At 65.9% G+C, this 14782-nt stretch carries 15 protein-coding genes; 9 read left to right on the forward strand and 6 right to left on the reverse strand.

What is annotated here, in order from left to right; translation table 11 throughout:
• Positions 1–99: 99 nt before the first annotated feature.
• The 5 genes from AC1DN2_RS11560 to dnaE all read left to right on the forward strand — a co-directional run bounded on the left by AC1DN2_RS11560 (position 100) and on the right by dnaE (position 6669).
• Complete coding sequence (locus tag AC1DN2_RS11560) at positions 100–408, forward strand: YggT family protein (protein ID WP_230008815.1); 309 nt, start codon at positions 100–102, stop codon at positions 406–408.
• A gap of 164 nt (positions 409–572) precedes the next feature.
• Complete coding sequence (locus tag AC1DN2_RS11565) at positions 573–1268, forward strand: DivIVA domain-containing protein (protein ID WP_028275874.1); 696 nt, start codon at positions 573–575, stop codon at positions 1266–1268.
• Between the two features lie 152 nt (positions 1269–1420).
• Positions 1421–1999, forward strand: coding sequence for a signal peptidase II (gene lspA / locus AC1DN2_RS11570; RefSeq protein ID WP_223916639.1), 579 nt, complete (start codon positions 1421–1423; stop codon positions 1997–1999).
• 25 nt (positions 2000–2024) lie between these two features.
• Positions 2025–2993, forward strand: coding sequence for an RluA family pseudouridine synthase (locus AC1DN2_RS11575; RefSeq protein WP_028275872.1), 969 nt, complete (start codon positions 2025–2027; stop codon positions 2991–2993).
• Between the two features lie 118 nt (positions 2994–3111).
• A complete protein-coding gene (gene dnaE / locus AC1DN2_RS11580; protein ID WP_476850425.1) occupies positions 3112–6669 on the forward strand; it encodes a DNA polymerase III subunit alpha in 3558 nt (1185 codons plus the stop codon).
• Positions 6670–6764: 95 nt separating this feature from the next.
• Here the strand turns inward: dnaE and AC1DN2_RS11585 are convergent, their stop codons facing one another.
• The 4 genes from AC1DN2_RS11585 to AC1DN2_RS11600 form a co-directional block, all read right to left on the reverse strand.
• Positions 6765–7622, reverse strand: a complete 858-nt coding sequence (locus AC1DN2_RS11585; protein ID WP_476850426.1) for an anti-sigma factor — start codon at positions 7620–7622, stop codon at positions 6765–6767.
• Positions 7609–8181, reverse strand: a complete 573-nt coding sequence (locus tag AC1DN2_RS11590; protein ID WP_476850427.1) for an RNA polymerase sigma factor — start codon at positions 8179–8181, stop codon at positions 7609–7611. The genes AC1DN2_RS11585 and AC1DN2_RS11590 overlap by 14 nt, the downstream gene beginning before the upstream one ends.
• Before the next feature lie 182 nt (positions 8182–8363).
• Positions 8364–9080, reverse strand: coding sequence for a DUF4397 domain-containing protein (locus AC1DN2_RS11595; RefSeq protein WP_230008335.1), 717 nt, complete (start codon positions 9078–9080; stop codon positions 8364–8366).
• Positions 9081–9220: 140 nt separating this feature from the next.
• Positions 9221–9679, reverse strand: coding sequence for a flavin reductase family protein (locus AC1DN2_RS11600; protein ID WP_018772361.1), 459 nt, complete (start codon positions 9677–9679; stop codon positions 9221–9223).
• Between the two features lie 195 nt (positions 9680–9874).
• Here AC1DN2_RS11600 and AC1DN2_RS11605 point away from each other — a divergent pair, with 195 nt between their 5' ends.
• The 3 genes from AC1DN2_RS11605 to nrdR all read left to right on the forward strand — a co-directional run bounded on the left by AC1DN2_RS11605 (position 9875) and on the right by nrdR (position 12442).
• Positions 9875–10453 carry a hypothetical protein gene (locus AC1DN2_RS11605; protein WP_476850428.1) on the forward strand — a complete coding sequence of 193 codons (579 nt, stop codon included), beginning with the start codon at positions 9875–9877 and terminating at the stop codon, positions 10451–10453.
• 29 nt (positions 10454–10482) lie between these two features.
• Positions 10483–11835: a histidinol dehydrogenase gene (hisD, locus tag AC1DN2_RS11610; protein WP_476850476.1), complete on the forward strand. Its 1353-nt coding sequence runs from the start codon at positions 10483–10485 to the stop codon at positions 11833–11835.
• 103 nt (positions 11836–11938) lie between these two features.
• Positions 11939–12442 carry a transcriptional regulator NrdR gene (gene nrdR / locus AC1DN2_RS11615; RefSeq protein WP_028275865.1) on the forward strand — a complete coding sequence of 168 codons (504 nt, stop codon included), beginning with the start codon at positions 11939–11941 and terminating at the stop codon, positions 12440–12442.
• A gap of 196 nt (positions 12443–12638) precedes the next feature.
• On the opposite strand, the gene ppgK is transcribed toward nrdR, so the two are convergent.
• Together ppgK and map are read right to left on the reverse strand one after the other, a co-directional pair.
• On the reverse strand, positions 12639–13442 hold the full coding sequence (ppgK, locus tag AC1DN2_RS11620) for a polyphosphate--glucose phosphotransferase (RefSeq protein WP_223916650.1): 804 nt from the start codon (positions 13440–13442) through the stop codon (positions 12639–12641).
• A gap of 98 nt (positions 13443–13540) precedes the next feature.
• A complete protein-coding gene (gene map, locus AC1DN2_RS11625; protein ID WP_476850429.1) occupies positions 13541–14419 on the reverse strand; it encodes a type I methionyl aminopeptidase in 879 nt (292 codons plus the stop codon).
• Between the two features lie 103 nt (positions 14420–14522).
• Here map and AC1DN2_RS11630 point away from each other — a divergent pair, with 103 nt between their 5' ends.
• Positions 14523–14687, forward strand: coding sequence for an SPOR domain-containing protein (locus tag AC1DN2_RS11630; RefSeq protein ID WP_116767494.1), 165 nt, complete (start codon positions 14523–14525; stop codon positions 14685–14687).
• Positions 14688–14782: the final 95 nt, after the last annotated feature.

A 14782-nucleotide genomic window follows, 5' to 3' on the forward strand; every position in this document is an offset into this window, starting at 1 on the left:
GCCTGGCATCCGTGCGGAATTATCCGTGTTGAAATAGAAGTGACACTTTCCTTAGGACACTTCGGTATCCGGAATGAACATGGAGATATGAGTTAGCTCATGGGAATTGTTTTGGGGCTCGTCTATATCGTTCTGTTGCTTTTTTTCGTGGCATTGATCATCCGTCTGGTCTACGACTGGGTGCAGATGTTTGCCCGAAGCTGGCGGCCGCGCGGTTTGGCACTCGTGACCGCTCATGCTGTGTATTCGGTCACGGACAAGCCCCTCAAACTGCTCCGCCGGCTCATCCCGCCGCTGCGGTTGGGCGGAATGTCGCTGGACATAGGCTTCCTGCTGCTGTTCGTGGCCGTGAGCGTGGCGATGTGGATCGTCAAGGGCCTGGTGTACGCCCAGCCGATCGCGGCATAGGCCGCAGCCGCAGCCGGGCAGCGACCTGCCCGGCCCAGGCCCAAACCGAAAGTAAACTCCGGTTTGACACTGCGGTGTTGAATTAGAGGAACCAGACCATATTTAGGTACCGTAGTTTGACGGCCGGAAGGCCTACTGACTAACTAGACCAACGAGGTGACCAGATGGCTTTGACGCCAGAAGACGTTGTCAACAAGCGCTTTCAGCCGACCAAGTTCCGCGAAGGCTACGACCAGGACGAGGTTGACGACTTCCTGGACGAGATCGTCGTCGAACTTCGGCGCCTGAACCAGGAGAACGACGAGCTGCGCAAGAAGCTCGCCGAATCCGGCGCCGGCACGCCTGCCAGCTCCGCAGCCGCCGCACCCGTGGTGGAAAAGGTCCCGGCACCCGTCAAGGCCGAGAAGGAAGACACCGCCAAGGCCGAGGCCGAGGCCAAGGCAAAGGCGGCCGCAGAAGCCGCCAAGAAGAAGGAAGCCGAGCAGGCCGCCAAGGCCGCCCAGGTTGTCGAGCCGGCACGCAGCGCCGCCACCCCGGCGTCGGAGTCCGCCGCCGGCCTGCTCGCCATGGCGCAGCAGATGCACGACAAGCACGTCGCCGACGGCGAGCAGCAGCGGGACAAGATCATTGCTGAAGCCCAGATCGAGGCCAGCAGCCTCGTCAACGATGCGCAGGAAAAGTCCCGCAAGATCCTCGGTGCCCTCGAGCAGCAGCGCTCCGTCCTGGAACGCAAGGTCGAGCAGCTTCGCGGCTTCGAGCGCGACTACCGCTCACGCCTGAAGGCCTACATCGAAGGCCAGCTCCGCGACCTGGACGCCCGCGGCTCCGTCGCGGCCCCCGAGGTTGGCGAAGCCAGCTAGGGCAAAAAGCAAGTATTCTGAAAGCCGGTGGCTGAGGATTCCTCGGCCGCCGGCTTTTCCCTTTTCCCGCAACGTGCCGGCACCGGCCCAGGTGCCCGGCGCTTGCCGGTACCTGAACCCGGTCCCCGCACTGGCTCCCGATCGAAAGCCCTATGACTGACGCACCATCACCAGACGCCATGCAGCCTGTCGAGGCGGCACAGCCCGTGCGCGCCCGGCCGCGGCGGGCAAAGCTGTTTGTCCTGTTCGCTGCCTTCGCGGTCTTCGCCTACGTGTTCGACCAGCTCACCAAGCTCTGGGTCACGACCACCATGACCGAGGGTGAGCGGATCCCCGTGCTTCCCCCGCTGCTGCACTGGTTCTACATCCGCAACTCGGGGGCGGCGTTCTCGATCGGCGAGAACGTCACCTGGGTGTTCACGATCATCATGGCGGCCGTGTCTGTCGCGATCCTGCTGCAGCTGCGCAAGCTCGGTTCGCTCTGGTGGGCCCTGGCGCTGGGGCTGCTGCTCGGCGGCGCACTCGGGAACCTGACGGACCGGCTGTTCCGCGAGCCGTCGTTCGCGATGGGCCATGTGGTGGACTTCATCCAGCTGCCAAACTTCGCGATCTTCAACATCGCCGACTCCGCCGTCGTCTCCGCCGTCGTGATCATCTGCCTGCTCACGCTCCGCGGAATCTCCCTGGACGGCTCGCGCCATACGAAGGATACGGTGGCTAACGATGTCTGACACTGCCTCAGGAAACGCCGCTGATATGGCGGCCGATATGGCCGCCGAAGCCGGCACCGCACCCGCCGGGCACCACCGCTTCACCGTCACGGAGGACCTCGCCGGTTCCCGTGTGGACGCCGGACTGGCCCGGCTGATGGACATCTCCCGCTCGCAGGCCGCAGTCCTGATCGCCGAAGGCAACGTCACCAGCAACGCAGGGAAGGTCGGAAAGTCCCTCAAACTCACCCTGGGCACCGTGCTTGAGGTCGTGGTGCCGGACCGCAGGGACCCCCTGGAAATCGTGGAGGAAGTAGTGGACGACCTGTTGATCCTGCTGGACGATGACGAATTTGTGGTCATCGACAAACCGGTCGGTGTCGCCGCCCACCCTTCGCCCGGCTGGGTGGGACCCACGGTGGTGGGTGGCCTCGCCGGGCTCGGCTACCGGATTTCGACGTCGGGCGCCCCGGAGCGCGCCGGCATCGTCCATCGGCTCGATGTCGGCACTTCCGGTGTCATGGTGGTGGCCAAGACCGAAAATGCCTACACCGTGCTCAAGCGCGCCTTCAAGGAGCGCACCGTGGACAAGGTCTACCACGCCGTCGTCCAGGGCCTTCCCGATCCGCTGGCGGGCACCATCGACGCGCCCATCGGCCGGCACCCGGGCCATGACTGGCGGTTTGCCGTGACCGAGGACGGCCGTGATTCGGTGACGCACTATGAGGTCCTGGAAGCTTTCGGGAAGGCCTCACTCGTGGAGGTGCACCTCGAAACGGGCCGCACCCACCAGATCCGCGTGCATTTCTCGGCCCTGCGCCACCCCTGCGCCGGTGACCTCACCTACGGCGCGGACCCGAGGCTGGCCGCCACCCTCGGCCTCACCCGGCAGTGGCTGCACGCCCGGGAACTGTCCTTCGACCACCCGCGGACAGGGGAGCGGGTTACCGTCGCCAGCGAGTACCCGCAGGACCTGCAGTACGCGCTGACGGTCCTGGAGTCCGGAAACGCCTGAGCCGCACGGCACGGGCGGCCTGAATCCACGGGGTTCTGCCGGGCCGCCCGTTGCCGCCGTTCGGTGCCCACCGCCGTGGCTGCACGCCGCCGTCGTGGCACGGCACTAGAATGGTGCGGTGACTTCCAGCAACGACTCGTTTGTCCATCTCCACAACCACACCGAGTACTCGATGCTGGACGGTGCCGCCCGGCTCGGTGAGCTGTTCGACGAAACCGAACGGCTCGGCATGCCGGCCCTCGCCACGACGGACCACGGCTACCTGTTCGGCGCCTTCGACTTCTGGAAGCGCGCAACAGACCAGGGCATCAGACCCATCATCGGCGTCGAAGCCTATGTGACTCCCGGGACCGCCCGCACGGACAAGACCCGTGTGCGCTGGGGCGAGGAGCACCAGCGCAAGGACGACATTTCCGGCGGCGGCTCGTACACGCACATGACCCTGCTCAGCTACAACAACGTGGGCATGCGGAACCTTTTCCGGGCCTCCTCGATCGCCTCGCTGGACTCGGTCTTCGGCAAATGGCCCCGGCTGGACCGTGAGCTGCTGAACACCTACTCGGAAGGGCTCATCGCCACCACCGGCTGCCCGTCCGGCGAGGTCCAGACCCGGCTGCGGCTCGGCCAGTACCGCGAAGCCCTGGAGGCCGCGGCGGAGTTCCGCGACATCTTCGGGGCGGAGAACTACTTCTGTGAGCTCATGGACCACGGCCTGGACATCGAGCGGCGCGTCACAGGTGACCTCCTGCGCCTGGCCAAGGACCTGAACCTGCCGCTGGTGGCCACCAACGACCTGCACTACACGCACGAGCATGACGCCAAGGCGCATGAGGCCCTGCTGGCCATCCAGTCCGGTTCCACCCTCCTGGAGCCGACCTACGACAACGGCGGCTCGCGCTTCGCCTTCTCCGGCAGTGGCTACTACCTGAAGTCACCGCAGGAAATGCGCGAACTGTTCCGCGACCACCCCGAGGCGTGCGACAACACGCTCCTGATCGCCGAACGCTGCGAAGTTTCCTTCAACACCGGCGCCAACTACATGCCCCGGTTCCCCTGCCCGGAGGGGGAGGACGAAACGTCGTGGCTGGTCAAGGAGGTCGACAAGGGACTCCGCTACCGCTATCCCCAGGGCATCCCGGACAAGGTCCGCAAGCAGGCCGACTATGAGCTCGAAGTCATCACCTCGATGGGCTTCCCGGGCTACTTCCTCGTCGTCGCCGACTTCATCAACTGGGCCAAGAACAACGGCATCCGGGTCGGTCCCGGGCGCGGCTCCGGCGCCGGCTCCATGGTGGCCTACGCGATGCGCATCACCGACCTGGACCCGCTGCACCACGGCCTGATCTTCGAGCGCTTCCTCAACCCGGACCGCGTCTCCATGCCTGACTTCGACGTCGACTTCGATGACCGGCGACGTTCCGAAGTGATCGACTACGTCACGCGCAAATACGGCGACGAGCGCGTGGCGATGATCGTCACCTACGGCACCATCAAGACCAAGCAGGCCCTCAAAGACTCCTCGCGCGTGCTGGGCTACCCGTTCAGCATGGGCGAGACGCTGACCAAGGCGCTCCCGCCGGCCGTGATGGCCAAGGACATCCCGCTGGCCGACATCCAGAACAAGGACTCCAAGCGTTACAGCGAGGCCGGCGACTTCCGCCAGCTCATCAGCACCGACCCGGAGGCCGCCAAGGTCTTCGAGACGGCGCTGGGCATCGAGGGCCTGAAGCGGCAATGGGGCGTGCACGCCGCCGGCGTCATCATGTCCTCGGACCCCATCATCGACGTGATCCCGATCATGCGCCGTTTCCAGGACGGCCAGGTCATCACCCAGTTCGACTACCCGACGTCCGAAGGCCTCGGCCTGATCAAGATGGACTTCCTCGGGCTGCGAAACCTGACGATCATTTCCGATGCCCTGGAAAACATCAAAATGAACCGCGGCATCGAGCTCGACCTCGAAACGCTCGAGTTGGATGACACGGCGTCCTACGAACTGCTGGCCCGCGGAGACACACTGGGCGTCTTCCAGCTCGACGGCGGCCCCATGCGGTCCTTGCTCAAGCTGATGAAGCCTGACAACTTCGAGGACATCTCCGCCGTGCTGGCCCTCTACCGGCCCGGACCCATGGGCGCCAACGCGCACACCGACTACGCGCTGCGCAAGAACAAGATCCAGGAAGTCATACCGATCCACCCGGAGCTCGAGGAACCGCTGTCCGAAATCCTCGGCGGGACCTACGGGCTGATCGTGTACCAGGAGCAGGTCATGGCCGTGGCGCAGAAGCTCGCCGGCTATACCCTGGGCCAGGCCGATATCCTGCGCCGCGCCATGGGCAAGAAGAAGAAGTCCGAGCTGGACAAGCAGTTCGCCGGCTTCTCCCAGGGTATGCAGGACAACGGCTATTCCATGGCCGCGGTCAAGACCCTCTGGGACATCCTGCTGCCGTTCTCCGACTACGCCTTCAACAAGGCGCACTCGGCCGCCTACGGCGTGATCTCCTACTGGACCGCGTACCTGAAGGCGCACTACGCGCCGGAGTACATGGCTGCCCTGCTGACCTCAGTGGGCGACGACAAGGACAAGTCGGCGATCTACCTCAACGAATGCCGGCGCATGGGCATCACGGTGCTGCCGCCCGACGTCAACGAGTCAGCCCTCAACTTCACCCCTGTGGGCACCGACATCCGCTTCGGCATGGGCGCCATCCGCAACGTCGGCGTGAACGCCGTCGAAGCCATGGTGGCGGCGCGCGAAAAAGAAGGCGCCTACACCTCCTTCAAGGACTACCTCCTGAAGGTCCCGGCAGTGGTCTGCAACAAGCGCACCATCGAATCCCTGATCAAGGCCGGCGCCTTCGACTCGCTCGGCCACCCCCGGCGGGCCCTGGCCATGATCCATGAAGAAGCGATCGACTCCGTCATCACCCTCAAGCGCAACGAGGCGATCGGCCAGTTCGACCTCTTCGCCGGCTTTGAGGACCAGGAGCCCGAGGCGTCGCTCAGCACCGAGATCCCGGACCTGCCGGAATGGGAGAAGAAGGACAAACTGGCGTTCGAGCGCGACATGCTCGGCCTCTACGTCTCCGACCACCCGCTGCAAGGACTGGAAGGGCTCCTGAGCCAGCACGCCGACCGGTCGATCACCTCGATCATCGCCGAAGACGGCCCGCCGGACGGCTCGATCGTGACCATCGCCGGCATGATCACCTCGCTCAGCCGGCGGATCGCCAAGGCCAGCGGCAACGCCTACGCCCGGGCCGAAATCGAGGACCTCGCCGGTTCCATGGAGGTCATGTTCTTCGGCCAGGTCTACGGCCCCATCGCCTCGGTGCTCGCGGAGGACCTGATCGTGGTGGTCAAGGGCCGGCTGCAGCGGCGCGACGACGGCGCCGTCACCTTGAACTGCATGGAACTCTCCGTGCCGGACCTCAGCGACAGCCAGAACGGGCCCGTGGTGATCACCATGGCCACGCACAAGGCCACCGAGGCCGTGGTCACCGAGCTGGGCGACGTGCTGCGCACCCACCGCGGAAATTCGGAGGTCCGCCTGCACCTGCAGGGCGACACCCGGGTGGAGGTCATGGGCCTGCCGGTGCACCTGCGCGTCAACCCGAGCCCGTCACTGTTCGGCGATCTGAAGGTGCTGCTCGGCCCGACCTGTTTGGATAACTGACATGCAGGGGGTTGCTGGCGGCCAGGCAAGGCTGAGCGATCCAGGGCACCCTGAGTATCGCCGCCCCGCGAGGGTTCACGCACAGCATCCGAGGATCATGTTTTCGGGTTGAGCGTTCCCCGGGCGATGCTGTCGGCGGAGTGGGCCGGGTTCCCGTTGTATGGCTGGTTGGAGACGTCCACGATGGGGTACTGGGCCAGATCAATGCCGTCCGGGATGGTGAAGATGCCGGATTCATTGTCGAGGACACCCAGGCTGACCATTCTGGACAGGTCGGCAGAGCCGACCCACACGCCCCGGAATCCGGTGATGTGGTCGTTGGAGAGCCGGATGATCAGGTGCCGGGTTCCATCGGGGAGTTGCTCCACCCGGGCGTCTCCGCTCCCGGTATGTGCGGGCAGCGGAGTCAGGGACGTTTGGGCGACGACTGTCGAAGCGGGACCCGACTGGGTGGAGGTGGGTGTGGGAGTGCCGGTTTGTCCGAGAACTCCGGCAGCGGTCCATCCGGCGGCCGTGCCAAGAACGATTCCGGCCGCAGCCGCGATAACCCACAGACCGGGACGGCCATGCCTGTCTTTGGCGCGGGGCCGCAGTGGTATCGGTGCCGGCTTTGTGCCGCCGCCGTGGTTCGGGCGCGCCTCCGCCGCGGCAGGTTTCTCCGGTGCGGCTGGTTTCTCCGGGGCAGGGTGCCCTGAGCTGGGCTGGCTCAAGGGATCCGTTGCGAGGGCTGGCGAGAGGCCGAGGGCCTGATGGATGGCGGCCCAGTTCTGGCTGCCGGGTTGCTCGAGTTCGATGCCTGCGGTGTCGAGGGTGGCAACGTGCACGGCATGTTGCAGGCCTCGGAGGGTTTCGCTGCACGTGGGGCAGCTGGCGAGGTGGTCGGCGTCGGCGTCCGTGCCCAGGGGCTCGCCAAGGGCCAGCAGACTAAGAAGTTCGGCGTCAAGGTGTTCCATGTTCCACCTCCAGGCGGGTGCGTAAGCGGGTGAGGCTGCGCCGGATGTGGCTTTTGACAGTACCGAGCGGCAAGTTGAGGCGCGACGAGATCTGGTCGTGAGTCAGGTCTTCATAGAACGCCAGCCGCATTATTGCTTGCTGTGGATCCCCTAAATGCTCCAGTTCTTCGTCCAACGTCAGGCGGTCGGCGACCTCTTCTACGTCCCCGGCGTCCGGGCGGGAAGCGGGGTCAACGACCAAGAGAGTGGCTGCTTGTTCGAGATGGCGCTGGCGGGAGCGAGCGGACAAGGCGTCGGAGATTGCATTGCGGGCGATCCCGATCAGCCATGCCGGCAGCCGCCCCGCCTCCGGGCGAAATGTGGTCCGTGATTTCCAGGCCCGAATGAAGACCTCCTGGGTGACGTCGTCGGCAGCGGCACGCTCTCCCAAGGATCTTAGCGCCAGCGTGTAGACGAGCGGACTGAACCGTCGGTACGCCTCCGCGAGGACGCGTTCGTCGCCGCCGGCAAATGCGTGGTCGAGACCGGAGTCCCAATCGTGCGATGCGGCAGCCTCCATCAGGTGCTCCTTTGAGCGGCAGTGGCCCCTGTTGCACCACATTATGCCGCTCGCGCGGGGACTCCGCCATGGTCCAACTGGGTCAGCCTTCCGGGCTGTCACTGTGTGCGTGCCGGTGGGGCCGCGGTTGATGCGACCCCACCGGGCGAGAAAACAGGATGCCTGCTGGAGCTCCGGTTGGCTTACTCGTGGTGGCCTTTGTGTCCGCGCGATGAGGAGTCCACTACCTGTACGGCGGCCCCAAGGTTGTTGTCGGCGAGGCTTCCCCAGGCATAGACGATGGTGTTTTTCCCCGCAGTGACCTTGATGTCGGCCGGGCCGATCAGCGGGGCAGTGGTTCCCTCGGCTGCGACCGAGGCCGGGACGGTTCCGGCCTTGAGAGTGAGGGTCTTTTGATGCCGGTTGGTGAGTCCCTCAATGACCGCGTTGCCACCGGCCAGGACATCGACGGCGGGGGCCGCAGCGACGTGCCGGACGGTCAGCTTGCCCTTTCCATCCGGGCTGGCGGAGGTGTCATTGGTGAAAAGGGTGGCCGTGGGCGTCCCGTCAGCGGCCAGATGTGCGACCGCTGTGTAGTCCCGACCTTCTTCGAGGTCCACTGTGACCGGGCCTATCACGGGGTGGTCGGCGCTGGTGGCGTCGGCGCCGGTGATGGCGACCTTGTGGTCTCCGTCGGGGACGTTCAACGGCCCGGCCAATGTGCCCGGTTTGAAGTTGTCCAGGGCGAGTTTGCCGTCGACCCAGACATCGACGGTAAGGCCCGGAACGCCGTGGAGGACGGACAGTTTTGCCGTCCCCTCGTCGCGGTGATGCCAGGTCCCGGCCTGGGCCGGGGCGGCCAGGGCCAGTGCTGCCAGCAGCGTCATTGCTCCGGTGGCTGCAGAGAGTGTCTTGCGCATTTCCAACTCCTCATCGGGGCCCACATGGGGGCGGTGGTTGTGCTTACACCCTTATTACCGGCCGAAGGCCGTCGCCGGATGCACCACCGGGGAAGTTTTAATGTGCCGTGTTAATTTGCCGTGGCCCGTAGAGGCGTCTGTCAGATCTCGTAGTCGAGCGGAACGGGCTGGCTGTAGGCCCCGGAGTGGTAGAGCAGGGGAACACCGTCGTCGCCGACCTGGCCCTCCACCACCTCGACCACCACGACCGCGTTGTTCTCGAAGGAGAGCCGCATCTGGACCTTGCCGATCAGCCAGCCGCTGACGCCCTTGAGCACGGGCACCTCGTGGGGTCCGAGCTCCCAGTGGTCGCCGTCGAACCGGTTGCCGGCCCGGGCGAAACGGTCGGCGAGCTCCTGGTTTTCCAGCCCGAGCATGTGCACGCCAATGTAGGTCGTGTTCGCCACGGCCGGCCACGAGCTGGAGGTCCTGGCCATGTTGAACGTAAAGCGCGGCGGCTTGGCGGACAGAGAGGCCACTGAGGTCGCCGTGAATCCGAACGGGACGCCGTTGTGATTGGCCGTGATGATGGCCACGCCCGCCGCGTGCCGGCGGAACATTTCCCTGAATGTTCCCTCGAAAATACCTTCATCTGTGGCCACTGCGATCCAACTCCCTGCTGCACGTGCGTGTCGTACTTCTACTCTGCCAGCGTATTGCGCAGGGGAATCGAGTGCGGCATTTTCTTTACGTCTCCCGTCATGTGCTGCCGGCCGGCGTCATGCGCCGCGGGAATCCTTGTTACGGTTTGTTGCATGACACAGTCCGCAGTCGACGGCCCCGTCCACCACGCCGGGGAGCCCGCACAGCCCGAGCGGCGTCCCGAGGGGCAGCCCGGTGCCGGGGGGACATGGCGGAAGACCGCGGTCATCGCGGCCGCCGGCATCCCGGTGGGGCTGCTTTGGTGGCTTCTGGCGCCGTCAGGCCTGAATCTCCTGACCGGAAACCCTGACCTCGCCGCCGGCACCAACACCGCCACCTGGCTGCCCCGTGACCTTGTGCTGGCGGGGCTGTGCCTGCTCGCAGGGTGCATTGCCGGGTCGTTCGTCGCCGGCAACAAGCACCAGCAGCCCGGCCCCGGCACTGTTGTCCTCGTGGTCCTCGCCGGCGCTGCCGGTGCGCTCATCGCGTGGGGAACCGGTTTGCTCAGCGCCCAATGGTGGGGAGCGCCGGCAGATACTTCGGCCAGCGCCAGCGTCGCCTTCTCCCTGCGCTCCTATGCGGTCCTCGCCATCTGGCCGGCAGCGATCGCCCTGGCCATCTTCCTGAACAGCCTCTTCCCGGGCAACGGCGGCAAACCCCGCCGCGGCGGGGCACGTAAAATGATCGGGTGAGCCTAACTCCTGACAGCCCCGTGACCCCGATGACCGCCGCCCTTAACTTCCGCACGGTGGACGTGCGCGGTGCGCACCTGTCTCTCGCCGGACTCCGCGCAGCCGTGCCCCGGGCACAGTCCGGGACGATGGCCGACGCCGAGGGCAAGGTCCTGGATATCATCTCCGCCGTCCGCGCGCGGGGCTTCGGCGCACTGCGGGAGCTGGCGCTGGCTTTCGACGGCGTCGAGCAGACGCATCCCCGCGTCCCGGCCGAGGCGCTGCGTGCAGCCCTCGAGAACCTGGATCCCGCCGTCCGCGCGGCCCTGGAGGAGTCCATCAAGCGGGCCCGCGCCTTCGCCGACGCCCAGCGCCCGGCGAACATCGACGTCGAACTCGGCGAGGGCGCCGTCGTCAGCCAGAACTGGGTGCCGGTGGCGCGCGTGGGGCTCTATGTCCCCGGCGGCCTGGCGGTCTACCCGTCCTCGGTGATCATGAACGTGGTCCCGGCCCTGGCCGCCGGCGTCGAATCGATTGCCCTGGCCTCGCCGCCGCAAAAGAACTTCGGCGGCCTCCCGCACCCCACGATCCTGGCTGCGGCCTGCCTGCTGGGCATCGAGGAGGTCTACGCGATCGGCGGGGCGCAGGCTATTGCGGCCTTCGCCTACGGCATCCCGTCCGACGCGTCCGACGCCGGCCACCTCCCCGGGATCGACCCCGTGGATGTCGTCACCGGTCCGGGCAATATCTTCGTGGCCACCGCCAAGCGCCTGGTTAAAGGGGTTGTCGGGATCGATTCCGAGGCCGGCACCACGGAGATCGCGATCCTCGCGGACGCCACCGCCAGTCCTGCCCTCGTGGCCGCGGACCTCATCAGCCAGGCCGAGCACGACCCTAAGGCTGCATCGGTGCTGTTCACCGACTCCGAGGCCCTCGCCGCAGAGGTCCGCGTGGAGCTTGAGCGGCAGGCCGCTGCCACCAAGCACTCCAGCCGCGTCCGCGAGGCGCTCTCGGGCCCGCAGTCCGGGGTGGTGCTGGTCGAGGACCTGGAGCAGGGCATAGCCGCCTGCGACGCGTACGCCGCGGAACACCTTGAGATCATGACCGCCGACGCCGCCCGGGTGGCCGGCCGGATCCGCAGCGCCGGTGCGATCTTCGTGGGGGACTACAGCCCCGTGAGCCTGGGGGACTATTGCGCCGGCTCCAACCACGTGCTGCCTACCAGCGGCACCGCGGCCTTCTCCTCCGGACTGAACGTGACCACGTTCCTGCGCGCCATCCAGGTCATCAACTACAGCCGGGCCGCGTTGGAGCAGGTCAGCGGCCATATCGTCAGCCTCTCCGGCGCGGAGGACCTGCCGGCGCATGGCGAGGCCGTCACGGTGCGGTTCGCCGCCCGGTAGTTCAGGACCCAGACCACTACATGTAGTAATTACAGGCTTGTTATTCAGCTACATCTAGTCGTAAACTGAGGTCACAGCGGATTGCGACAGGGGAGGAACCGACATGTATTGCCCGTTCTGCCGGAACCCTGATTCGCGCGTAGTGGACAGTCGGATCGCCGACGACGGCTCCGCCATCCGGCGCCGCCGGCAGTGCCCCGAATGCGGCCGCCGGTTCACCACCGTGGAAACCACGAGCCTGACCGTCATCAAGCGCTCCGGGGTCGGCGAGCCGTTCAGCCGCAGCAAGGTCATCAACGGCGTGCGCAAGGCCTGCCAGGGCCGCCCGGTCACCGAAGACGATCTCGCCTTGCTGGCGCAGGAAGTCGAGGAGGCGATCCGGGGCTCCGGCGCCGCCGAAATCGAGGCCCACGAAGTCGGGCTGGCGATCCTGGAGCCGCTGCAGCGTCTCGACGAGGTCGCCTACCTGCGGTTCGCCAGCGTCTACCAGGCCTTCGAATCGCTCGAGGACTTCGAATCGGCGATTTCCCTGCTTCGCCATGAGGCAGAGACCAAGGGCCGGGACGGCAAGAGCCCGGACAAGCGGCCGCTGCAGGCGCCGTCGTAAATGTCCTGATTGTCCTGGCGACTGCGTCCCAGGATCCACCACAGACTCCGGTGGTGGCAGCGGAGGGGAAGCCGCAGCCACCACCGGCTCCACCTCACCGCTCCACAAAGAGATTGAGCTATCCCTCCGGGTCGTTCCCAGCGTTCAGAACGACCCGGAGTGATAGCTCAATTGGTTTTCATCCCGCGATGGGCCTTTATTTTGCCAGCTTGTGCTTGAGGGCAATCTCGATGGCCGCGCCCACGATCCCGGCGTCGTTCTTCAGCTCGGCCGGGACGATCGGCGTGCGCAGCTTCATGTGCGGCAGGTACTCGTCCGCACGCTTGGAGATGCCGCCGCCCACGATGAAGAGCTCGGGGGAAAACAGGAATTCCACGTGGGAGAAGTAGCGCTGCAGCAGGACGCTGTACTGTTCCCAGCTGAGGCCCTCGCGCTCACGGGCCACGGCCGAGGCCTTGGTCTCGGCGTCGAAGCCGTCAATCTCCAGGTGACCGAGTTCGGCGTTGGGAACCAGCTTGCCGTCGAAGATGAACGCCGAGCCGATGCCGGTGCCAAGGGTGATCACCAGCACCGTGCCGGCGACTCCCTCGCCGGCACCGAAGCGGGCCTCGGCGAGTCCCGCGGCGTCGGCGTCATTGATGACCTCCACCGGGCGGCCGAGACGCGCCGTGAGCATGGCGTCGATGTCGGCTTCCAGCCACGACTTGTCCACATTCGCGGCCGAATGGACCACGCCGTGCTGGATGATGCCGGGGAAGGTCACGCCCACGGGGCTGCTGGCGTCGGGGGCATCGGAACGGGCAGAGAGCTCGGCGACAACCTGCGCGACGACTTCGGCCACGGACTCAGGGGTGGAGGGCTGCGGCGTCGGGAAGCGCACGCGGTCACCGATCAGCTTCCCCTTCTTCAGGTCCACGATCCCGCCCTTGATTCCGGTCCCACCGATGTCAATGCCGATCAGGGGGGCGTTCTTCTTCGACTTTTCGTCCTTCTTGGCCAATGTCGTTCCGTTCGTGGCAGGGGCGGGCTGTAGTGACCGGGCAGGGCCGGTGGTGAGAGAGCGGGGTGGTTACGGGAACTAGCGTGTGGAGCAGGCGGTCAGGGCAGCGTGAGGACCTCGGCACCGGACTCCGTCACGAGCAGGGTGTGCTCGAACTGGGCGGTGCGCTTGCGGTCGCGGGTCACGACGGTCCAGTCATCGGCCCACATGTCCCAGTCAACGGTGCCCAGGGTCAGCATTGGCTCGATCGTGAACACCATACCGGTTTCCATGGTGGTGTTGTATGCCGGGGCCGCGTCATAGTGCGGAATGATCAGCCCGGTGTGGAAGGCTTCGCCAACTCCGTGCCCGGTAAAGTCGCGGACCACGCCGTAGCCGAAGCGCTTTGCGTAGGACTCGATGGTCCGGCCGATCACGTTGATTTCGCGTCCGGGAGCCACGGCCCGGATGGCGCGGGTCAGCGATTCCCGGGTGCGCTCGACGAGGAGGCGGGATTCCTCGTCGACGTCGCCGACCAGGAAGGTGTAGTTGGTGTCGCCATGGACGCCGCCGATGAAGGCCGTGATGTCGATGTTGAGGATGTCGCCGTCCCGGACCACCGTGCTGTCCGGGATCCCGTGGCAGATGACCTCGTTGAGGGACGAACACAGGGACTTCGGAAAGCCCCGGTATCCGAGGGTGGAGGGGTACGCGTTGTGGTCCAGCAGGAACTCATGGCCCACCCGGTCCAGCTGGTCGGTGGTGACGCCGGGTTCGATGTGCCTGCCGACCTCCACTATGGCCTGGGCGGCGATCTTGGAGGCGATCCGGATCTTCTCGATGGTCTCCGCCGACTTGACCTCGGACCCTGTGAACTTCGCAGGAGCCGGCTTGCCCACATATTCCGGACGCGGGATGGACGGCGGCACGGGAAGCTGCGGGCTCACTGTCCCCTGGACCAGCGTGCCGATGGGTGCAGTTGAGGCTAGAGAAGGCATAGATTGATCATATAAGCCCCCGGGCTCGCCCCGGAAAATCCAGCCCGGAAAATACACGCCGGAAAAGACACCCGGACACGCTCCGGGCCATGAAGGAGCCCCGATGCCCGAATACTGGTACAACGTCAACACCCACGAGATCGAGGAAGACGCGATGTCCGACTGGAGCCAGCTGATCGGACCGTACAAGACCCGTGAGGAAGCCGAACACGCCCTGGAAAAGGTCAAGGCGCGCAATGAGGCTTGGGACAAGGGCGAGGACGACTAGCCCGTACGGACCTGCTGCGCCCGCGGGAACGTCCCCCGGCGATCGCGGACCGGACACCGCGCAGGCTGACTGATTTTCTCCCGGACCGTGATTCT

It is taken from the genome of Arthrobacter sp. 01L42 (genome assembly GCF_056400005.1).